The following is a 21,769-nucleotide window of genomic DNA, read 5'->3' on the forward strand; positions in this document are numbered from 1 at the left end:
AAAATTCGATCCCTTACAAAACAACTCAATATCAGTAAAGTGATAAGCCATTTTAATTAATTTTATTTATTAATATGCCAAAAATCACCCTATCAACAATTGCCAAAAAAGCCAACACATCAGTCGCTTCGGTATCTAGAGTGTTAAAAAAACCACATTTAACGTCCTCTCAAATACAACTACGCGTTTATAAAGCTATTGAGGAATTAAATATGGACACCTCAAAAAATTTCAAACCCTATAAACCAATACATAATAGCGGCAAGATATTAATTATTGATAACCAACTTTTTTCAAAGAGCTTAATCAATATTGGTGTAGAGCAAGAACTAAAAGAAAAGCAGTATCAAGTGTTTTATTTGCAGTTTCCTTATAATAATAAAAGTGATATCCATCATATTATTCGTTATGTTGCTCAAAATGCCTTTGACGGAATTATCATTATTAATGATGCTCCCTACTTAAAAACGTTGGTTGCTTATAAGAATACATTACCACCTATTGTATTAGTTAATCATTTTTCGCTTGATTTTGTTTGTGTGCACTTTGATCATTTATTAATTGGGCATCAAATAACAAAATATTTGATTGATAAATCACATAGCAAAATTGCCATTTTGCTTAACAATGAAACACTAACCAGCTCCATGCTTTTGCTACAAGGTTATAAACAGGCTTTACTGCGCGCCAGTATTGCTATTGAACCCCGATATATTATTCACGGCTGCTTTACCTATCAACATGCTAGATCAGCGGTAAATAAACTAATAAACAGTACAAAATCACCTACTGCGATTATTTGTACCGATCATTTTAGTTTAAATTACTTGAATAAAAATAACTATAAAGAACAACACCACCAATTACCCGATAGCATGGTTCTGGGCGCCTTGCACCAAGCCAATGAAAATAAAGCAAAACTGACTAAACCACTTACAATATCGTATTTTAGTGCCTCTAAGGAACTTAAATACAATGAATTAGATAGCCTGTGCAGAATAAATAAACCATTGTTTAAAATGGGCCAAAAATCGGCTGCTTTACTGTGTGAGCTTATAGAAAACACAATAAAACCCATTAAGCGCTGTACAATCATTAACACTGAATCAATGTTTTATTAATGTTTGAGCCGCATGATTTATTGTTAAACTTATTGTAATCAACGTTTCACCACCAAGTTCACTTACTAGTTACATTTGGTCGATGATGTCTTGTTTTTTTTCTTGGTTAAAGATATGTTTGAGCTCGTTATTGACATGCCAAGTATCACAACTTAATTCGTTGATATCTTGTTTTTGTTCCTCTTTATTACAGATAATAATCGCCCCTTTCGCTACCGCAGTGTAACTACCCCCTAAAATAGTACAGCCCAAAAGTAGAAAATTCTCTATGATAAAAGTAAAAAAGGATTGAAACATGAAAAAGATGACAGAGCATCAAATCGTATCTATTTTAAAAGAAGTTGAAGCAAGTATTCCTATTAAAGAGTTTTGCCATAAATATGGCATGAAAATTCAATATCTTATAAATGTTTTGTTACCAACCATGATAACAAATCCGCCTTTACCGATACAGGAAACACAAAAAACATTAATAAAATCAATACCTTTTCTGACCGTCTTTGTAAGAAAAATAGGAATAAGTGTATTTTTTATTTTTGAATAGAGGATATATAGCACTCAGTCAAATTCAATTCGTTTTGTGTTATTTAGTCCCTAAGAAGCAACAATTCTATCCGCTATCTTTATGAATTGCAGTGGCTGTATCTTCATAGTCTATTTATGATCTGCAAGATCGCAATTTTCGTTGCAAGTACACTGACTTTTACTGTTGGTATTTTAGCAATTTGCTGGATTCCTAAATCAATTTCTAAATAACGATAAGGGAGTTGTAACTATCCTTTTAACTAGTACAGCAAAAAGTAGTAAATTTGCTTTGGTAAAAATAACAGAGTGCCAAATCGTCTTTATATTAAAAGATAATTTAGGCAGGAATTTTCTGAACCTAATTTACAATCACAATTTCTGCTGTACTATTTGCTTGTTTTTTTACAGTGGGATTTAAACCACGCAAGATTAGTTGATGAATGTTGATATTAAGCGTTTTGGCGATAATTTGTTACTTTGCATCACACCGGCACCAATAAATAGCTGACCTTGATAAATTCGCACTAAGGTTTCAACTTGCGTAGTATTTTCAAGTTCAATGGTTCGTCCTAACAATATATCTTTACCTTGTGCATCAGTCAGCGTGATTTTTGGACGTTCTTGTAACGGGCTATCAACAGGCATTAACAGTTCATCCTTTTCGAACCTATTTTGTAATGCATCTAAACTGATCATTTTATCAATCGGATAATTAGATACTTGTAATCGTCTTAAATAAATAACATGTGCCCCACAACCCAGTAATTCGCCTAAATCATCAATAATTGTGCGAATATAAGTGCCTTTAGAGCAGTGTATTTCTAGGGTTAATTCGTTTTTTATAGCATCAAATTGAATAAATTGATTTTCGTAAACGGTAATAGGTCTAGCTTCACGTTCAATGACGATACCTTGGCGAGCATATTCGTAAAGAGGTTTTCCTTGATGTTTTAAAGCCGAAAACATGGTTGGAACTTGTAAAATATTACCTCGAAAATGCGTTAAAGCTTGGTTAATTTGCGATTCGTTCACTTCCACAGGTTTGGTACAAATAATTTGCCCATCCGCATCAGAGGTATCCGTACGTTCACCAAGTTTGGCAATCACTCGGTAGCGCTTATCTGAATCTAATAAATACTGTGAAAATTTGGTCGCTTCACCAAAACAGATAGGTAGCATACCTGTCGCTAATGGATCAAGTGCCCCTGTGTGCCCCGCTTTTTTAGCATTAAATAGCCATTTAACTTTTTGCAGAGCATCGTTGGATGTCATGCCTTGTGGTTTGTCTAGTAACAAAACGCCGTGAAGATCACGGCGAGTTCTTTTTATATTCATCATTTATTTTATACTGAAATGCATAGTTATCTGAAATTTTTTACAAAATTCAGGACTATTTTTAATATTAATCTTTATGACGCTCGTTATCATGCTTGATAACATCCGCCACCAAGCTCGACATTTGCATACCTTTAACGAGCGACTCATCGTAAAAGAATTTGATCTCAGGAATGATTCGCAAACGCATCGCTTTGCCAATCAAAGTGCGAATATAGCCTTTAGCATCATTAAGTACTGCTAAACCTTGTTCAATCACTTGCGGATCATCGTCATTTAAAAAAGTGACAAACACTTTAGCATAGGCAAGATCGCGCGAAATATCAACACCCGAAACAGTAACCATGCCAAGACGAGGATCTTTAATTTCTCGTTGTAAGATAATTGCAATTTCTTTTTGTAATTCATGCCCAACTCGAGATGAACGATTAAATGCTTTTGCCATATCTATTTTCCTTAAAAAATGAATAAGCAAGGCTAAACCTTGCTTATAACATTAATACGTTGTAATTAGATCGTACGTTTGATTTCGATAGTTTCAAAGACTTCAATCGTATCGCCAACACGAACATCGTTGTAGTTACGCACACCAATACCACATTCGGTTCCGTTACGGACTTCGTTAACATCATCTTTAAAGCGACGTAATGATTCAAGTTCTCCTTCATAGATAACTACATTATCACGTAGAACACGAATTGGGTTGTGACGTTTAACCACACCTTCGGTTACCATACAACCAGCAATTGCACCAAATTTAGGTGATTTAAATACATCACGCACTTCAGCAAGACCAATAATCTCTTGTTTGTACTCAGGTGCAAGCATACCACTCATGGCTTGTTTAACTTCATCAATTAAGTCATAAATAACAGAATAGTAACGTAGATCTAAGTTTTCTGATTCGATCACTTTACGTGCTGATGCATCGGCACGAACGTTGAAACCTAAAATAATCGCATTCGATGCTGCAGCAAGCGATGCATCAGTTTCAGTGATACCACCCACACCTGATCCAATAATTTTAACTTTAACTTCGTCTGTTGACAGTTTAAGTAATGAATCAGAAATTGCTTCAGCCGAACCTTGAACATCCGCTTTTAATACGATATTAAGCTCAGAAACGTCGCCTTCTGTCATATTAGTAAACATGTTTTCAAGTTTCGCTTTTTGTTGACGTGCGAGTTTTACATCACGGAATTTACCTTGTCGATAAAGGGCAACTTCACGTGCTTTCTTTTCATCACGCACAACGGTAGCTTCGTCACCTGCTGATGGCACACCAGACAAACCAAGGATTTCAACTGGTATTGATGGACCCGCTTCTGTCACTTCTTTGCCAAGTTCGTTACGCATTGCACGAATACGTCCATATTCAAATCCACAAAGAACGATGTCGCCTTTACGCAGTGTACCTGATTGCACAAGAACAGTAGCTACCGAACCACGACCTTTGTCAAGGAATGATTCAATAACCACACCACTTGCCATACCGGTTTCGTATGCAGTAAGCTCAAGCACTTCCGCTTGTAATAAAATAGCTTCAAGCAGTTGATCAATACCGGTTCCCGCTTTTGCTGAAACATGAACAAACTGTGTATCTCCACCCCAATCTTCTGACATTACACCATATTGAGCAAGTTCACCTTTTACGCGCTCTGGATCAGCTTCTGGTTTATCAATTTTGTTCACAGCAACCACAATTGGCACATTTGCCGCTTTAGCATGTTGAATTGCTTCAATGGTTTGTGGCATCACACCATCATCGGCAGCGACTACAAGTACCACAATATCTGTTGCTTTAGCACCACGCGCACGCATTGAAGTAAATGCCGCATGACCCGGAGTATCTAAGAATGTAATTTCACCGCTTGCGGTTTTAACATGATAAGCACCGATGTGCTGAGTAATACCACCAGCTTCACCTGATGCCACCTTCGCTTTACGGATATAATCAAGCAATGAGGTTTTACCATGGTCAACATGTCCCATAATGGTGACAACTGGAGCGCGTGCAACTTTTTCTGCACCTGTATCACGGTCGCTCATGAGTGATTCTTCAAGCTCATTTTCACGACGTAATACCACTTTATGTCCCATTTCTTCAGCAACAAGCTGCGCAGTTTCTTGGTCAATAACCTGATTGATGGTTGCCATCGCACCCATTTTCATCATAGTTTTGATAACTTCAGAGCCTTTTACTGCCATTTTGTTAGCAAGTTCAGCAACAGTGATGGTTTCACCAATCACAACGTCACGGTTGACTGCCTGTACTGGTTTGTTAAAGCCCTGCTGTAATGTACTTTTACCTTTCTTTTTATGACCACTACGAGTCACTGCACGTGCTTCTTCACGCTCAGCTTTCCCTTCGGATAATTTGCTACCTTTTTTCTGCTTAGTTTGTTTACCACTCCGACCTCGACCACGCGCGCTTTCAACCTCACGATCGGTGTCGTCTTCAGCTGCACGAGCATATTTAGAAGTTGTGACATGGTAATCTTCGTCTTCGGTAGTGTCTTTTTCGTCGATATTACTATATTGTTCAGCTAATTTGCGCGCTTCTTCAGCCATGCGTTTAGCGTCTTCTTCTAGTTTACGACGATTTTCTTCTTCAGCTTTACGTTTAATTTCGTTCGCTTCTGCTTCTAATCGTGCTTTTTCTTCTTGTGCTTTTTTCACTTTTGGATCGTTGGATTGTTCTTGCACTGCTTTTGCTTTTTCTTCTTGTGCACGTTTTTTAGCTTGTGCTTCTTCGCGTTTTTTCGCCTCTTGTGCGGCTAATTTTTCTTTTTCTTCCGCCTCTTTTTTGGCTTTTTGTTCAGCTTCAAGGCGTGCCTTTTCTTGCTCAGCAGCAATTTCGGCTGGATCACGTTTAACAAAAGTGCGTTTTTTACGCACTTCTACTTTAATTTCTTTACTTTTACCACCACCGCTAGACACATTCAAGGTTGAGTGCGTTTTACGTTGCAATGTCAATTTTGTTGGGCCTTGCTGAGGTTTTAAGTGGGCAAGCAAAGCTTCTTTTTCCTTTTGTGTCACAGTATCAGACGCAGTTTTATTCATACCTGCATCGGCAAACTGTTGCAAAAGTGTTTGCACTGGAGTGTTGATTTCTTGAGCCAGTGTTTCGATTGATACTTTGGTCATGTATTACTTTTCCTCAATTATTCATCTGCAAACCAACAAATATTACGTGCAGCCATAATAAAATCGCCAGCTTGTTTGCTTGTTAAGCCTTCAATATCGGCTAGATCTTCGGTACCTTGTTCTGCTAAATCTTCCAAAGTAATGATGTCATGTTGCACTAATTGATAAGCTAACTCTTGTGTCATACCTGGCAGATTAAGTAAATCTTGAGCAGGTTGTTTGTCGCCACTATTTGCTAGTGCAAGTGTTGTTAATGCATCTTTTGCTCGGTTTCTTAATGCTTCAACTAGTTCTTCATCAAGATCTTCGATTTCAAGTAATTCATCAACAGGTACATAGGCAAGTTCCTCAAGCGAGGTAAAGCCTTCTTCAACTAATAGCTGTGCAAGTCCTTCATCAATATCAAGATGTTTAATTAGATTATTGATTGCTGCAAAAGATTCTGCATGGTGTTTTTCTTGCAAATCTTCGGTACTCATTACATTTAATGTCCAACCAGTAAGTTGAGACGCTAAACGAATATTTTGACCATTTCGACCAATGGCTTGTGGTAAAGTGTCTGCATTTACCGCTACGTCCATGGTATGTTTATCTTCATCAACAACGATCGAAACCACATCGGCAGGTGCCATGGCATTGATTACATATTGTGCAGGGTTATCGTCCCATAAAACAATATCAATACGTTCGCCACCAAATTCATTCGATACAGCTTGTACACGCGCTCCACGCATACCAACGCAAGCACCAACAGGGTCAATACGACGGTCATTACTGCTAACAGCAATTTTAGCACGTGAACCCGGATCACGAGCCGCGCCTTTGATGTCGATCATCTCTTCACCGATTTCAGGCACTTCAATGCGGAATAGTTCTTCCATCATTTCGGGGTTCGAACGGCTAATGCAAAGTTGTGCTGGTTTATTATTCTGTTCTACAAGATATAAAATCCCTCGAACACGATCGCCAATACGGAAATTTTCACGCGGTAACATATCATGGCGTGACATCATGGCATCAGCATTGTTGCCTAAGTCAAGAATGACACTATCGCGATTAGTCTTTTTGACAATACCTGTCACAATATCGCCAATACGATGTCTAAACATGTCAATCACCATGGCACGTTCAGCTTCGCGCACTTTTTGCACAATAACTTGTTTAGCCGTTTGCGTGGTGATACGGTCAAAAGCAACTGACTCAATTTGCTCTTCAACATAATCGCCTAGTTGCACTGATGGATCTTCGTATTGTGCTGCATCTAATGTAATTTCTTTCGTTGGTTGGGTAACTTCGTTAACAACTAGCCAACGACGGAAGGTATCATAATCGCCAGTTTTATGGTCAATTTTTACAACAACATCAATATCAACAGCATGTTTCTTTTTAGTGGCCGTTGCTAATGCAGTTTCTAACGCTTCAAAAATTTTGTCGCGCGTAAGCGCTTTTTCGTTTGATACCGCTTCAACAACAGCTAAAATTTCTTTATTCATCCTTTACATCCGTACTCTATTTAAGGTTAAAATTAGGTACAATGTTTGCTTTTTGTATATTGCTAAAAGCAAACACTTCATCATTATCGTCGACAGTTAATGTAATCATCCCACTATCGATAGACTTAATTCGTCCTTTCCATTTGCGACGGTTAGCAACAGGAATACGCAGACTCACTGTGACCTCTTCACCAACAAAACGCAGGTAATGTTCAAGCGTAAACAAAGGCCTGTCCATTCCTGGCGATGAAACTTCAAGATTGTAAGCATCTTTGATAGGGTCTTCGACATCCAGTACTGCACTAATCTGTCGGCTAACATCAGCACAATCATCAACCGTTATACCATTTTCACTATCGATATAGACTCGTAGTACAGGGTAACGACCACGAATATATTCAACCCCGACTAATTCAAAACCAAGAGCATTAACTGGCTCTTGGATAATGTTGGTTAATTGCTGTTCTATATTAGCCAAACAAACCTCCACTGCAAAAAATAAAAAAGGGCATAAAGCCCAACATTTCTTTTAAACTTACGTTTAAATCATAACACAAAAAAAACCTCGACATGCGAGGCTTACATTTAAATACTAACTATAATGAAGCCACTTCATTCGAACTTTCACACAATAGCAGGATAGATTGGTATGAATGAAAATTTAAGTGGTTGCGGGGGCTGGATTTGAACCAACGACCTTCGGGTTATGAGCCCGACGAGCTACCATGCTGCTCCACCCCGCGATAGATGAGTGAGAATTATACGGTATTTTGAATAAAATGCAACTGCAAATCACTGTAGTTTTATTCATATGCCTAAAATTGTGAAAAAACATTACACGTTAATTCTAGCGTGTTTAATAATAATACAAGGCATAACCGATAAATTTATATCGGCACAATAATTCACGTGTCAATGCAACTATTTGTACCGATAATTCAGTGCGTTAAATTACTTATAAGTTGCCTTTTTCATGGTTTTAACAAAATTTGCTAACTGGCTAAGCATTTGTTCTGGGTTATTAAGATTTTCCTCAATAATTTTAACAGTTGCAGATCCACTAATTGCCCCAGCCGCACCTGATTTAATCGCTTCGCTAACTTGAGTTGGCTCGGAAATACCAAACCCTTGTAGAGCAGGAGGCGCTCCAAACTCAGTTAATTTTTTTAACAAATGAGTAAGTGGTTTATTCGCGCGATTTTCAGCCCCCGTAACACCGGCACGAGATACCAAATAGGTATAACCTTTACCATACTTAGCAATATTTTTAATGACTTCATCATCAGCATTAGGTGGACAAATAAAAATGGGTGCGATATTGTATTTTTCCGCTGCAACTGTAAATTCTTGTGCATATTCAACAGGTAAATCAGCAATCAATACCGAATCAACTCCCGCTTTGGCGCACTTGGCATAAAAATTGTCGATACCATTTTTGAACACTAAATTAGCATAAATAAGTAACCCAATTGGAATATCAGCATGTTGCGCTCTCACATTAGTTAGAATCTCAAAACACTTTTCAACAGTTATTCCGCCTTTAAATGCACGAATATTAGCATTTTGGATAGTTGGACCATCGGCCATCGGGTCTGAAAATGGTATGCCTAACTCTAACGCATCGGCACCAGATTCGATCAATGTTTGAATAATGTTAAAAGACAACTCTGGCGTTGGATCGCCAACCGGCACAAAAGGAACAAAGGCACCTCGTTTTTCGGCTGTTAATGTGGCAAACAGTTTTTTATAACGGCTCATTCGACTTCTCCTTTTGCTTTTAAAATATCATAAACAGTAAAAATATCTTTATCGCCACGACCCGATAGATTAACAATTAATAGCTGTTCTTTCGTTGGATTTTCTTTGATCATTTTCATCGCATAGGCTAATGCATGTGATGACTCTAGCGCAGGAATAATGCCCTCATGTCGCGATAAAGCCTTAAAGGCATCAAGCGCTTCATCATCGGTAATGGAGACATAATCAGCACGACCAATACTATCTAAATACGCATGCTGAGGACCAACTGATGGAAAATCAAGCCCAGCTGATATTGAATAAGACTCTTCAATTTGACCTTCATCTGTTTGCATCATGGGTGATTTCATCCCAAAATAGATACCTAGTTTACCATGTTTAAGCGAAGCTCCATGTTCACCGGATTCAATACCATGACCACCAGGCTCAACCCCAATTAATCTGACCGATTTATCATCAATAAAATTAGCAAACATACCAATAGCATTTGAACCACCACCAACACAAGCAATCACCGCATCTGGCAAACGCCCTTCTTTTTCAAGGATTTGTTGTTTTGCTTCACGGCTGATCATTTGCTGAAATTCACGCACAATGGTTGGGAATGGATGAGGGCCTGCTGCCGTACCAAGCATATAATGGGCTTTTTCATAGCTTCCAGACCAATCACGTAATGCCTCGTTACAGGCATCTTTTAACGTGGCTGAACCTGTTTCAACTGGGATCACCGTTGCCCCCATCAGTCGCATTCTAAACACATTCGGTGCTTGGCGTTTAACATCTTTTGCGCCCATATAAATTCGGCATTTTAAACCAAGTAGTGCACAAGCCAACGCTGAAGCAACACCGTGTTGCCCTGCCCCTGTTTCGGCGATAATTTCGGTTTTGCCCATTCTTTTAGCAAGTAACGCTTGCCCTAAAACTTGGTTCGTTTTGTGTGCACCACCATGGACTAAATCTTCTCGTTTTAAATAAAGCTTGGTTTTTGTGCCAGCAGTTAGATTTTTGCATAAAGTTAATGCCGTTGGTCTGCCTGCATAGTTGACTAATAAATCGTTAAATTCTTTTTGAAAGTTGGGATCGTTGATAGCTGAAATAAAGGCGTCCTCGAGTTGCTCAAGTACAGGCATTAATATTTGGGGAACATATTGCCCACCAAATTCGCCAAAATAAGGGTTTAATTTAGACATAACCATTCCTTTTTTAAATTAAAAATTAAATTTGCTCAAATGCAGCTTGAATTTTCTGTTTATCTTTAATTCCTGGTGAAACTTCAACCCCTGAATTAAGATCAACCCCCATCACACCCGTCGCTAAAGCTGCCTTTATATTTTTTGGATTAATACCACCAGCTAAAATGACATTATTTAAATTGTGATCAGCAAGCATTGTCCAATCAAAACATTCGCCCGTGCCACCCGCCCCGTTGTCGAATAGATAGCGTGAAACTAATGGATTGTCATGTTTGGGGATGGTGCTTCCAATACTTAGTGCTTTCCAAATTTGGCAAGTTTTAGGTAATTCTTGTCGTAATGTTTCGATATAGTTTTCATCTTCATCACCATGCAGTTGGACAGCATACAAAGATAACTGTTTTGCGATTTGGCATACGGTTTCAATCTCTTCATTTCGAAAAACACCAACCCAATTCAGTGGTGCAGAGGCAATAACAGATCGTGCCTTAATTGGCTGTATATAACGCGCTGAATTTGGCACAAAAATCAAACCACCATAGACAGCACCAGCTTGATAAGCATTTACTGCATCTTCGGCGCGTGTTAAGCCACAGACTTTATTTTCACCTAACATTACTTTGCGAATTGCCAACGTTAAGTTTGGTTCAGACATTAACGCACTACCAATTAAAAATCCATGAGCGTAATGGCTTAATTCTTTAACTTGATTATGAGTATAAATACCTGACTCACTAATAATAATGCGATCGTCAGGAATTGACTTAGATAAAACTTTTACCCGATTTAGATCAACGGTTAGATCCCTTAAATTACGATTATTAATACCGATTACTTTTGCACCCAATTGAATGGCTCTTTCAACTTCGCTTTCAGTACTAGCTTCAGTCAGTATCCCCATATTAAGTTGATGAGCAATTTTACTTAGATGACGATATTCATCATCGTTCAATACAGATAACATTAATAGTATCGCATCAGCTTGATAATAACGCGCTAAATAGATTTGATATTCGTCGATAATAAAATCTTTACAAAGCACGGGTTGTGTCACTTCATTACGAACTATCGGTAAAAATTCAAAGCTACCTTGGAAATATTTTTCATCAGTCAGCACCGAAATTACCGAAGCATAATCATTATAAACCTTAGCAATATTAGCGGGATTAAAATCATCCCGAATTAATCCTTTCGACGGTGATGCTTTTTTACACTCTAAAATAAAGACAGTTTCAGGTTGATTTAGCGCTTGATAAAAATTGCGATCACTTGGGGTTACCGCTGATTGAAAAGTCGCAAGTGGCTTTACTGCTTGCTGCTCAGTTAACCAAATTTGCTTATCTTCAATAATCTTTTTTAATACTGTTGCCATTTCAACATTTTTTACTAATGCTGCAATTGCCATGTTATTCTCCATTTATTATCTTGCTGCTAATTGTTGTAATAGCGCATAGGCTTTACCACTACGCATCATATCAATTGCACGTTGCGCATTTTGTTTTAAATCTAGTTCACCAAATAAGCTCATTAACATTGCGACATTGGCTGCAATAGCGGCCTCGTGAGCGGGTTTACCATGACCTTGTAAAATGGCAAGCAACATATCACGATTCTGCTCTGGTGTCCCACCTTCAATATCTTTTAAGGTAAATGTTGGTAAGCCAAAATCATCTGGAGTAATTGTAAAATAACGGATTTCGCCATTTTTAACTTCAGCTACTTGAGTTGCTCCATGAATAGCCACTTCGTCCATTCCTGCACCATGCACCACATAAGCATGGGTATAGTTCAACATTTTTAATGTTTCAGCAATAGGTTTAATTAAATCAGGATGATACACACCCAATAAAATACGTTTAGGACGAGACGGGTTTATCAATGGTCCTAATACATTAAAAATGGTACGTGTTTTTAACTGTTGTCGAATAGGAGCTGCATGACGGAAGCCTGAATGATATTGCTGGGCAAACAAAAAGCAGACTCCTAGTTCGTCTAACGCTTGGCGCGACGCTTCAGCGGACATATTTAATCGAATACCTAAAGACGATAACACATCTGAAGATCCCGATTTACTTGATACTCCACGGTTACCATGTTTAGCCACCTTATACCCCAATGCCGCCGCCACAAAGGCACTAGCAGTTGAGATATTAATACTATTGGTACCATCCCCGCCGGTTCCGACAATATCGGTAAAATCGTAATCGGGAATATCAAAAGCATCTGCATTTTCAAGTAAAGCCTGAGCGGCACCTGCAATCTCATCAGGTTTTTCGCCTCGAACTTTCATACTAATAACTGCACTCGCCAATATCGTTGGTTCAATTTTTCCTTGAATAATTAAATTAAATAATACTTTGCTTTCTTCTTGGCTTAATGTTTGTCCTAAATACAATTTATTTAGTGTTGGTTGAATATTGTACTCTTGCTTATCAACAATAGCTTCTTGTTTTGGTTGTTCTTTCTTTTCTGGTGGATTAAGTGCCCACGCAATTGTTTGCTCTAATAGTTTTACCCCTTGAATGGTTAGAATTGATTCAGGGTGAAACTGAAAGCCACAAACACGATCTTCATCATTACGCACCGCCATAACAACATTGTTGCAAAGCGCATTAATAGTGAGTGTTTTGGGAATATTCTCACCTTTTAAAGAGTGATAACGCGCAACTGGTAGCGGATTGGGCAATTCTTTAAACATCGCCTGCTGATCGTGCTCAATCAACGAGGCTTTACCATGTAATATATCACCGGCTGGCACAATACTACCGCCATAAGATTCAACAATTGCTTGATGTCCAAGGCAAATGCCGATTATTGGCAATTTCCCTTTTAAACGTTTAAGCAGATCAGGCATACAACCGGCTTCACTTGGAGCACCAGGACCTGGAGATAACATTAAAATAGGATTTTGCATTTGTGACAATTTTTCAATAATTACATCAGTCGCAATTGTGTTTCGATAAATAGTCACACAATGTTTGTTATTACGTAATTGATCAACTAAGTTATATGTAAAAGAATCAACATTATCAATAAATAAGATATTAGCCATTAGAATTCACCTTCTACATGATGTGCTGCCATAATCGCATGGATGACGGCTCGCGCTTTATTACGCGATTCATCAGATTCTGATTGTGGTTCTGAATCCAAAACCACACCGGCACCAGCTTGTACTGTTGCAATACCCTCTTCTACGTACGCACTACGAATCACAATACAAGTATCCAAATCACCATTAGCAGTAAAATAACCAACCGCACCGCCATAACTACCACGTTTGACTTTTTCAGACTCAGCAATTAATTGCATTGCTCTAATTTTAGGTGCTCCCGTTAATGTCCCCATATTCATGGTAGCTTGATAAGCATAAAGCGCATCTAAATCATCACGCAATTGTCCAACAACCCGAGAAACTAAATGCATAACAAACGAATAACGGTCCACTTTTAATAACTCTTTGGTGTAACGAGTACCTGGTTTACAAATGCGGGCTAAATCATTACGCGCTAAATCCACTAACATCAAGTGTTCAGCCAGCTCTTTTTTATCTGTACGCATTTCAAGCTCTAACCGGCTATCTAAGTCATAATCAATCTCGCCATTGGTGGTTAACCCACGTGGACGGGTGCCCGCAATAGGGTAGATTTCAACTTGATTGGTTGCTTTAGTGTATTTAAGTGCACTTTCAGGAGATGCGCCAAATAATATAAAATCATTATCTTGCATATAAAACATATACGGGCTTGGGTTGTTATTTTTTAATACCCGATAAGCCGATAACGGTTCTGGACAAGGTAAACTAAAACGCCGTGAAGGCACAGCTTGGAAAATTTCCCCCTGCTGAATTGCATCTTGCATCTTTTTGACAATTGTATTGAAATCATCATCGCTTTTATTACAAGTCACTTCAATATCCGTCAACGACTGAGTACTAATTGGTTTTATCGGCTTATTTAATGTTTTTTGTAAGTTTTCTAATTGTTGAGTTAATCGCGAAATCTCAACAGAATCATCCGTAAAAGCTGTCGCTTTTAAAATTGACTCATGATCTTGATGATTAATTTCTAATAGTGTTTCTGCCAAATAAAAACAGAAATCTTGACAACGCTGATCTGTGGGTAAACTAGGTAAGTTCTCAAATCCAGAAACGAGATCATAACCAAATAAGCCACCGACAAAAACTGCATCTTGACCGTATTGTTCTGGAATATCCACAATAGTTAATAATGTTCGTAAGGAGTCAAAAACAGATAATGACTTTAACCGTGAATCTTCATCTTGCATACTATCAATAGCAGGAAAAACCAATTTAAGTGTTTTTTCATCCATTTGAACATTGACTGGTTTATCCAAAAAAGAGTGTTGCAATAAAGGTAATAGCTTTTCACCATTTGTAGTCAATGCCTTAAAAGTGACTTCATTATTTATTGCCGAAATGCGTAATGCACTATCGACAATCATAACACTTTTAATACCTTGCTTATTATCAATTTCAGCCGATTCAAGCAGTAATGTTGCCGGCCTGTTATTACATAATTGACAAAACACTTGAGTCGGATCTTGATAATAACCAATGGTTTTGGTTATCTGTGTTAATGTTGGCTTATTCATTGTTGACTCTCTACATTCAAAGTTTATTCAAATTTATGTGATATTGGCAAGAAGCTACAAAACCCGCTTTTAGCGGGTTTTGTAAAATAAGACAATCTCATTACATCACCCTAAAGAAATCATACTCCAACAACCAAAACGAGTTATTTTATTTATATTTAAGTGATGTTTTTGATATTGCATAATTTTATTTGTTTTGAGTTATTTATCAATTTTGTACTATTAAACTAGTTCATTGATGCAATGTCAAGTGAATATTTTGTACTCAGTAATAAAATTGATATAGAAGGAGATCGTGCATAATTTATTATCTAATAATATATTGTTATTTCAAATAACATTAATTAAAACTGGTCAAAAAATTCAATAACCTATAAAATAATCAATTCATTTTTATTATAAATAATTATAAGGATTTTTGAACTATGCCAGTATTTTATATCGTCATTGGTGTTATTGTTTTACTCGCTTTAATTACTGTCTTAAAAGCAATTACGATTGTTCCCCAAGGTTACCAATATACCATTGAGCGTTTTGGTAAATATACTCATACTCTTGAGCCCGGTTTAAATATTATTATTCCGTTTATGGATGGTGTTGGTCGTAAAATTAATATGATGGAACAAGTGCTTGATATTCCGTCACAAGAAGTAATTTCAAAAGATAATGCCAATGTACAAATTGATGCGGTATGTTTTATTCAAGTGCAAGAAGCTGCAAGAGCTGCGTACCAAGTTAATCAGCTTGAACGCGCTGTAATTAATTTAATGATGACTAATATCCGTACCGTACTTGGTAGCATGGAGTTGGACGAAATGTTATCACAACGTGATCATATAAACTCTAAATTGTTAAGTATTGTTGATGATGCAACTAGCCCATGGGGAATTAAAATTACTCGTATTGAAATTCGAGACGTTCGCCCACCAGCAGAATTAATCGCAGCAATGAACGCGCAAATGAAAGCAGAACGTAATAAACGTGCTGAAATTCTTGAAGCGGAAGGTGTTCGTCAAGCAGCAATTTTACGTTCAGAAGGTGAAAAACAATCTGAAATTTTAAAAGCAGAAGGTGAAAGACAATCTGCCTTTTTACAAGCCGAAGCGCGTGAACGTGCAGCCGAAGCAGAAGCTAGAGCAACTCAAATGGTTTCTGAAGCAATTGCAGCGGGAAATATCAATGCGATTAACTATTTTGTTGCGCAAAAATATACTGAAGCGCTACAACAAATTGGCTCTGCGGACAACAGTAAAGTTATTATGATGCCACTTGATGCGTCAAGTTTAATGGGCAGCATTGGTGGTATTGCTGAATTGATAAAAAATACTAAATAAAATCGATTCTTATACTTAGATATTTTTATACTTAAACATAGTTTTCCGACAATTTTGATAGGCGTGGTCAATTCTATGTTTAAGTTTTTCCTGAATGGATTTTAAAGGTAATTGATAATGACTGATTTTTTTATGGTTATTTATAATTCTCCCCACTGGGTGTTTATTGCTTTAGGTGGTTTACTGCTGATTGCTGAATTACTTGGCACTGGTGGCTATGGGCTTTGGAGCGGAATTGCTGCTATTATTGTTGGTCTAATTGCTTGGGTTTTACCACTTTGTTGGCCTACTTTGTGGATTTTATTTTCAATCCTAACACTTATATCTGCCTACATTTGGTGGCTTTGGCTTCGGAAAAATGGGAAAGATAAATCTAGTAAAGGCGAAATAAACCAACCCCAACAAGATTTAATTGGAATTAAAACAGTTGTGACAGATGCTATTGTTAATGGTTCAGGCCGTGTAAAAATCAAAGACGGTACATGGTCAGCAAGATGCGATCAAGATCTTCACGTTGGTCAACGTGTTGAAGTTATCTCTGTTGATGGTTTGATTTTAAATGTACTTCCCATAAATCATTAATAACATAAATTAATTCTATTTGATTGTCAGAATAAAAATACGCATTAACAATGCGTATTTTTTTGTTATAAAAGCGAAAAATGAATAACGAAAAAATATTTTTCATTTGGATAAATATCAGAAATCACCTTTTTCAACTCACTTAATGTCATATTCTCTTGTTTTGCATGTTCTTCCGTTAATTGTTCAAGAGTAACTGGTGTAACACTGATTATTTTTATAGTACAAAAATACTCATCAGTTTCAAAAGTGCCAACACGAAGCTTATCGCCAGCTTTAAAATGTGACTCTTTATTATCGCGAATAGTAATAACTTTTAAACCAGCTAAAATATCAGACTTAAAACGTTGATAAAAAGTAATATCATTTTGCATAGTAATTATCCTGCATAAGTAATCAGCCAATTTACTTATTGGCTGATTACTTATAATTATAAATTAACGAATAATGAGTACTAAGGTTCAATGCCTATGACTTTCCAATTATGATTAGACTCATCGGTAATTTTTCCTTTTTTCACTTCGATTATATATTTTATTGTCATATTACGTATAGTACCGTCTTCATCACCAAAAGCAGTACGAGAGTTCCAAATTGGTTCAACTCTGCGTCCTTCTAATGGTCCTCCTTTTTTAACCAGCATTTCATAGCGGTAAGCATTCATACCAAGTTTAATTTTCATATCATCAGTAACAGGTTTACCATTAAGTAAAGTTAAGTCTTTAATTCTTTGCCCAACAGGTTGTCTTAGATCAATGATATACTTTACACCACCAAACATATCATAAGTCATATATTTTGATGCGCCGCGAATAGGATCATATTGGTAATTATTATCCATCGGTTTTACTTGAGCAAAATAAGCCGCAGACCATTCCATATAATCCTTTAGATCTCTACCGGTAACTTCAAAAATACTCGTTTCGCCTGCTGTGTATTGATAATTATTGGCAATATCTTTACGTGCTATTTTCCCCTTATTGAGTATAGCTTTTTTATTATCAACTAATACCGATGTCACATCAGCACCGCTATAATAAAGTTGCACTGAGTTCAATAAATTAGTTAATCCTGACTCTTCTAAATAAACAGCGGGAATACCATGAATCAATTGTTGTGGAACTAAATCACTATCGGTTTCACCAATAACTTGATTAGAAATTTCTCTTAGCTGTTGATGATACGGCGCATATATTTCTTCAATTACTGGATCGGCAGGATAAGTTTTGACCGGCAAAGTTTCTGATTTCTTGTGCTCTAGCGTTTTTCTATCAGCTTGAATATCAAAAGTTAGATCCACAACTGACACCACTGTGCCATAACGATGAGGTTCAGTAATTACAACATTATTAATTACTTCTTCACTAATATTTTGGTGATTATGCCCGGCAATAATTACATCGATATCCGGTACTTGTTTTGCTATATCGGCAACACCAGTACCGGGTTTATTATTTTCATTATCTAATCCCATATGAGCAATTAGAACAATTGCATCAACAGATTGTTGTTTTAGCTGATCAACTTGCTTTTTAATTTCTGGAATAGGCATTGTAAATTCCATCTGATCAACATAACCTGTTTTATTTTCATATTCAGGTACAAATGGCGTAGTAGCACCTATAAACCCAATTTTAATTCCCTCTTTTTCAATAATCGTTGACGCCGGAAGGTAAGGCTTTCCTGAATTTTTGTAAAAAATATTGGCGACTAGCGTTTTACCATTGAACTGCGAAATAATTTTATCAACAATTGGCATCCCAAAATTAAATTCATGATTACCTAAGACCATAATGTCATAGTTCATTGCATTTAGAGCAGCCATGGCAGGGTGTTGTTTAACATTGTAAAAACGTTCGATTTGATTATCTTGAATAATATCCCCCGCATCAACCAAGATAACATTAGCATGAGCATTGCGATACTCTTTAATAAACGATGAAATTTGTGCATAAGAGCCCGAAGTATCAGTTTTATCTGTACCATAATTCCAAGGTACCATTCTACCGTGAACATCGGATGTAGCTAAAATGGATACATTAACTTCTTTAGCCAAAGCTTGAAATGAACAACTTAACACTAAAATGTTACATAACGACAATAATTTTTTAGTAATGGGCATCTTTACCTCCTATAAAAATGACACGAATTTTTTATTTTAATAAATAAACGGAAGTAATAATGTGATTTTTTTCACATTTTTAATCTTAACATTTTAGTTAAGTTACATTATCAAGATAACTGTGAGATATTTACTGTTAAAACAAAGTATCATTTATAAAAATGCCCAACAATATGAATATTGTTGGGCAAGTGATAATTTGATTAAAAGCTGATAAAGATAATAAGATGCTGAACTAACTCAGCAGCCTATTACTTAAAACCTAGTGCGACATTGATGTTTTTACACCGCCCTCAGGAATTGGCACATAAGCGGTTTCTTTATCTGTTCTATGTTTATTATTACGCACTTTTAGTGCCGTTTTAATACCAAAGAAGATAATACCGTAAACAACCAATAAGAATAAGATACTTAAACCAGCATTGGTATAGTTATTAATAACAATATGGTGCATATTACTGATTTGTTGAGCGGTTAAATCGCTCCCTTCTGCAATGCGACGATTATATTCATTCGCTAAATAGAAGAAGCCTTCTAATTGCGGATCTTGGCTAAATAACTTCAATGCTAATGCCCAGGTTGTACAAATTAACAACCATATAGCTGGAATGATAGTTACCCAAACATATTGAGCACGTTTCATTTTAATTAATACCACTGTTGCTAAGACTAACGCAACCGCCGCTAGCATTTGGTTAGAGATACCAAATAATGGCCATAAGCTCTTAACACCACCTAATGGATCAACAACACCTTGATAGAGTAAATAGCCCCATAAACCAACGCAACCAAGTGTACCAATAAAGCCGGCAATGAGTGAATCTGTTTTTTTCAAAAATGGAACAAAATTACCCAATAAATCTTGTAGCATAAAGCGACCAGATCGAGTCCCTGCATCAAGGGCAGTTAAAATAAATAGTGCTTCAAATAAAATACCAAAGTGGTACCAAAAGCCCATATTTGCGCCTGGTAGAATTTGATGGAATACATGTGCAATCCCTACGGCTAATGTTGGTGCACCGCCGGCACGATTGAGCACTGATGGTTCACCAATATCTTTCGCGGTTTGGATAATTTGCTCTGGCGAAATAACAAATCCCCAAGAGCTAACGGTCGCCGCAGCATGTGCTGTCACATCTTGTAATTGAGACATGATCATCGGTGCATCAGCAGTACCAAGCTTATGCAGATCTGGCATAGCAATACCTAATGCCGCTGGCGGGGTATTCATTGCAAAATAAAGACCTGGTTCAATAATTGATGCAGCAACTAAAGCCATCATAGCAACAAATGATTCCATCAGCATTGCACCGTAACCAATAAAACGCGCATCGTTTTCGTTGGCAAGTAATTTAGGTGTAGTACCTGACGAAATTAATGCGTGGAAACCAGAAACAGCACCACAAGCGATGGTGATAAATAAGAATGGGAATAATGCCCCTTTCCAAACAGGCCCTGTACCATCAACGTATTGTGTAATAGCAGGCATTTTTAAATCAGGATTTAAAATAACAATACCAATGGCTAAACCTACAATTACACCAATTTTTAGGAAAGTCGCTAAATAATCCCGTGGTGCTAAAATTAACCATACAGGTAACATTGCAGAAATTAATGCATAACCAACCAATACATAAGTAATCGTTGTTGCTTTAAAGGTTAAAGCTGGACCCCAATATGCATCATGTGCAATAACGCCACCAAACCAGATAGATAAAACAAGTAGTACAATACCAATAACTGACACTTCTGCTACTCTACCCGGTCGAATAAATCGCATGTAGATCCCCATAAATAGGGCAATTGGCACGGTTGAACAAACAGTAAAGACACCCCATGGACTTTCAGCCAAGGCTTTAACTACTATTAGTGCTAATACCGCTAAGATGATTAACATAATTAAGAAACAACCAAATAACGCAATAGTTCCCGGTATTGGCCCCATTTCTTCTTTAACCATTTCTCCTAAAGATGAACCGTTACGGCGAGAGGATAAAAACAGTACCATAAAATCTTGCACTGCACCGGCAAAAACCACACCAGCAAGCAACCAAAGTGTACCCGGTAAATAACCAACTTGTGCTGCAAGTACTGGACCGACTAAAGGGCCTGCACCAGCAATGGCAGCAAAATGGTGCCCAAAAAGTACATATTTATTTGTTGGGACATAATTTAAACCATCATTATTAATGACAGCTGGCGTTGCACGAGTTGGATCTAATTGCATTACTTTTTTAGCAATATACAGACTATAGTATCGATATGCGACTAAATAAATCGAAACTGCCGCCGCAACAATCCAAAGTGCACTAATATGTTCACCTCGCCGTAATGCAACAACGCCTAAACAGCATGCACCAACTAAAGCAAGGATGAACCATGGAATATGCTTAAATACTTTATTATTCATAATGATTCTCTTTGTGATTTATAAGATTAATTAGTTTATTACTTAATACTATGTGCATATTAAAAAACGTCGCGATAACATAAAACGAGTATTTTTTATATAAACAAAGATAGCAAGTAACAGCTAAAGACCTTT

18 protein-coding genes and 1 tRNA gene are annotated in these 21,769 nt (G+C 37.1%); 4 read left to right on the top strand and 15 right to left on the bottom strand.

Annotated features, from left to right (window positions below; genetic code table 11):
• The first annotated feature begins 74 nt into the window (after positions 1–74).
• Positions 75–1,121 carry a LacI family DNA-binding transcriptional regulator gene (locus GYX25_RS05080; protein ID WP_174786866.1) on the top strand — a complete coding sequence of 349 codons (1,047 nt, stop codon included), beginning with the start codon at positions 75–77 and terminating at the stop codon, positions 1,119–1,121.
• Positions 1,122–1,190: 69 nt separating this feature from the next.
• Here GYX25_RS05080 and GYX25_RS05085 read toward each other — a convergent pair whose 3' ends face one another.
• Positions 1,191–1,418 (bottom strand): hypothetical protein, encoded by a 228-nt coding sequence (locus GYX25_RS05085; protein WP_238785980.1) that lies wholly within the window; start codon positions 1,416–1,418, stop codon positions 1,191–1,193.
• Here GYX25_RS05085 and GYX25_RS05090 point away from each other — a divergent pair.
• A complete protein-coding gene (locus GYX25_RS05090; RefSeq protein WP_174786868.1) occupies positions 1,417–1,665 on the top strand; it encodes a hypothetical protein in 249 nt (82 codons plus the stop codon). The genes GYX25_RS05085 and GYX25_RS05090 overlap by 2 nt on opposite strands.
• A 410-nt stretch (positions 1,666–2,075) precedes the next feature.
• Here the strand turns inward: GYX25_RS05090 and truB are convergent, their stop codons facing one another.
• The 11 genes from truB to GYX25_RS05145 all read right to left on the bottom strand — a co-directional run bounded on the left by truB (position 2,076) and on the right by GYX25_RS05145 (position 15,186).
• Positions 2,076–2,984 carry a tRNA pseudouridine(55) synthase TruB gene (gene truB / locus GYX25_RS05095; protein ID WP_174786869.1) on the bottom strand — a complete coding sequence of 303 codons (909 nt, stop codon included), beginning with the start codon at positions 2,982–2,984 and terminating at the stop codon, positions 2,076–2,078.
• Positions 2,985–3,048: 64 nt separating this feature from the next.
• Entirely contained in the window at positions 3,049–3,426 is a 378-nt protein-coding gene (gene rbfA / locus GYX25_RS05100) for a 30S ribosome-binding factor RbfA (RefSeq protein WP_065586528.1), read from the bottom strand.
• A 65-nt stretch (positions 3,427–3,491) separates the two neighbouring features.
• On the bottom strand, positions 3,492–6,128 hold the full coding sequence (infB, locus tag GYX25_RS05105; RefSeq protein ID WP_091345964.1) for a translation initiation factor IF-2: 2,637 nt from the start codon (positions 6,126–6,128) through the stop codon (positions 3,492–3,494).
• Between the two features lie 17 nt (positions 6,129–6,145).
• Positions 6,146–7,621, bottom strand: a complete 1,476-nt coding sequence (gene nusA, locus GYX25_RS05110; RefSeq protein ID WP_091345966.1) for a transcription termination factor NusA — start codon at positions 7,619–7,621, stop codon at positions 6,146–6,148.
• 16 nt (positions 7,622–7,637) lie between these two features.
• Entirely contained in the window at positions 7,638–8,099 is a 462-nt protein-coding gene (gene rimP, locus GYX25_RS05115) for a ribosome maturation factor RimP (protein ID WP_091345968.1), read from the bottom strand.
• 188 nt (positions 8,100–8,287) lie between these two features.
• A tRNA-Met gene (locus GYX25_RS05120) sits at positions 8,288–8,364 on the bottom strand.
• Between the two features lie 208 nt (positions 8,365–8,572).
• Positions 8,573–9,379 (bottom strand): tryptophan synthase subunit alpha, encoded by an 807-nt coding sequence (trpA, locus tag GYX25_RS05125; protein ID WP_174786870.1) that lies wholly within the window; start codon positions 9,377–9,379, stop codon positions 8,573–8,575.
• Complete coding sequence (gene trpB, locus GYX25_RS05130) at positions 9,376–10,569, bottom strand: tryptophan synthase subunit beta (RefSeq protein ID WP_085247493.1); 1,194 nt, start codon at positions 10,567–10,569, stop codon at positions 9,376–9,378. Before trpB ends, trpA begins: the two co-directional genes overlap by 4 nt.
• 25 nt (positions 10,570–10,594) lie before the next feature.
• Positions 10,595–11,989 carry a bifunctional indole-3-glycerol-phosphate synthase TrpC/phosphoribosylanthranilate isomerase TrpF gene (gene trpCF, locus GYX25_RS05135; RefSeq protein ID WP_174786871.1) on the bottom strand — a complete coding sequence of 465 codons (1,395 nt, stop codon included), beginning with the start codon at positions 11,987–11,989 and terminating at the stop codon, positions 10,595–10,597.
• A 3-nt stretch (positions 11,990–11,992) separates the two neighbouring features.
• A complete protein-coding gene (gene trpD / locus GYX25_RS05140) occupies positions 11,993–13,624 on the bottom strand; it encodes a bifunctional anthranilate synthase glutamate amidotransferase component TrpG/anthranilate phosphoribosyltransferase TrpD (RefSeq protein ID WP_091345984.1) in 1,632 nt (543 codons plus the stop codon).
• Positions 13,624–15,186: an anthranilate synthase component 1 gene (locus GYX25_RS05145; protein WP_091345985.1), complete on the bottom strand. Its 1,563-nt coding sequence runs from the start codon at positions 15,184–15,186 to the stop codon at positions 13,624–13,626. The genes trpD and GYX25_RS05145 overlap by 1 nt, the downstream gene beginning before the upstream one ends.
• Positions 15,187–15,611: 425 nt before the next feature.
• Between GYX25_RS05145 and GYX25_RS05150 the strand changes: the two genes are divergently transcribed.
• Both GYX25_RS05150 and GYX25_RS05155 read left to right on the top strand, forming a co-directional pair.
• Positions 15,612–16,520 (top strand): SPFH domain-containing protein, encoded by a 909-nt coding sequence (locus tag GYX25_RS05150; RefSeq protein WP_091346000.1) that lies wholly within the window; start codon positions 15,612–15,614, stop codon positions 16,518–16,520.
• Positions 16,521–16,637: 117 nt separating this feature from the next.
• Positions 16,638–17,102, top strand: coding sequence for an NfeD family protein (locus GYX25_RS05155; RefSeq protein ID WP_174786872.1), 465 nt, complete (start codon positions 16,638–16,640; stop codon positions 17,100–17,102).
• Positions 17,103–17,167: 65 nt separating this feature from the next.
• On the opposite strand, the gene yqfB is transcribed toward GYX25_RS05155, so the two are convergent.
• The 3 genes from yqfB to GYX25_RS05170 all read right to left on the bottom strand — a co-directional run bounded on the left by yqfB (position 17,168) and on the right by GYX25_RS05170 (position 21,634).
• Positions 17,168–17,476: a N(4)-acetylcytidine aminohydrolase gene (yqfB, locus tag GYX25_RS05160; RefSeq protein ID WP_091346002.1), complete on the bottom strand. Its 309-nt coding sequence runs from the start codon at positions 17,474–17,476 to the stop codon at positions 17,168–17,170.
• 80 nt (positions 17,477–17,556) lie between these two features.
• On the bottom strand, positions 17,557–19,224 hold the full coding sequence (locus tag GYX25_RS05165) for a bifunctional metallophosphatase/5'-nucleotidase (RefSeq protein ID WP_174786873.1): 1,668 nt from the start codon (positions 19,222–19,224) through the stop codon (positions 17,557–17,559).
• Between the two features lie 262 nt (positions 19,225–19,486).
• On the bottom strand, positions 19,487–21,634 hold the full coding sequence (locus tag GYX25_RS05170; RefSeq protein ID WP_180214332.1) for a carbon starvation CstA family protein: 2,148 nt from the start codon (positions 21,632–21,634) through the stop codon (positions 19,487–19,489).
• Positions 21,635–21,769: the final 135 nt, after the last annotated feature.

The sequence above is a fragment of the Gilliamella sp. ESL0254 genome (assembly GCF_013344985.1).
In the GTDB taxonomy this organism is placed as follows: Bacteria; Pseudomonadota; Gammaproteobacteria; order Enterobacterales; family Orbaceae; genus Gilliamella; species Gilliamella bombicola.

Coding starts and splice junctions, on each gene's coding strand:
- GYX25_RS05080 (WP_174786866.1), top strand. CDS start 75: ATGCCAAAAATCACCCTATCAACAATTGCCAAAAAAGCCAACACATCA.
- yqfB (WP_091346002.1), bottom strand. CDS start 17,476: ATGCAAAATGATATTACTTTTTATCAACGTTTTAAGTCTGATATTTTA.
- GYX25_RS05150 (WP_091346000.1), top strand. CDS start 15,612: ATGCCAGTATTTTATATCGTCATTGGTGTTATTGTTTTACTCGCTTTA.
- rbfA (WP_065586528.1), bottom strand. CDS start 3,426: ATGGCAAAAGCATTTAATCGTTCATCTCGAGTTGGGCATGAATTACAA.
- trpA (WP_174786870.1), bottom strand. CDS start 9,379: ATGAGCCGTTATAAAAAACTGTTTGCCACATTAACAGCCGAAAAACGA.
- GYX25_RS05090 (WP_174786868.1), top strand. CDS start 1,417: ATGAAAAAGATGACAGAGCATCAAATCGTATCTATTTTAAAAGAAGTT.
- nusA (WP_091345966.1), bottom strand. CDS start 7,621: ATGAATAAAGAAATTTTAGCTGTTGTTGAAGCGGTATCAAACGAAAAA.
- GYX25_RS05165 (WP_174786873.1), bottom strand. CDS start 19,224: ATGCCCATTACTAAAAAATTATTGTCGTTATGTAACATTTTAGTGTTA.
- GYX25_RS05155 (WP_174786872.1), top strand. CDS start 16,638: ATGACTGATTTTTTTATGGTTATTTATAATTCTCCCCACTGGGTGTTT.
- GYX25_RS05170 (WP_180214332.1), bottom strand. CDS start 21,634: ATGAATAATAAAGTATTTAAGCATATTCCATGGTTCATCCTTGCTTTA.
- truB (WP_174786869.1), bottom strand. CDS start 2,984: ATGATGAATATAAAAAGAACTCGCCGTGATCTTCACGGCGTTTTGTTA.
- GYX25_RS05145 (WP_091345985.1), bottom strand. CDS start 15,186: ATGAATAAGCCAACATTAACACAGATAACCAAAACCATTGGTTATTAT.
- trpD (WP_091345984.1), bottom strand. CDS start 13,624: ATGGCTAATATCTTATTTATTGATAATGTTGATTCTTTTACATATAAC.
- infB (WP_091345964.1), bottom strand. CDS start 6,128: ATGACCAAAGTATCAATCGAAACACTGGCTCAAGAAATCAACACTCCA.
- trpCF (WP_174786871.1), bottom strand. CDS start 11,989: ATGGAGAATAACATGGCAATTGCAGCATTAGTAAAAAATGTTGAAATG.
- trpB (WP_085247493.1), bottom strand. CDS start 10,569: ATGTCTAAATTAAACCCTTATTTTGGCGAATTTGGTGGGCAATATGTT.
- GYX25_RS05085 (WP_238785980.1), bottom strand. CDS start 1,418: ATGTTTCAATCCTTTTTTACTTTTATCATAGAGAATTTTCTACTTTTG.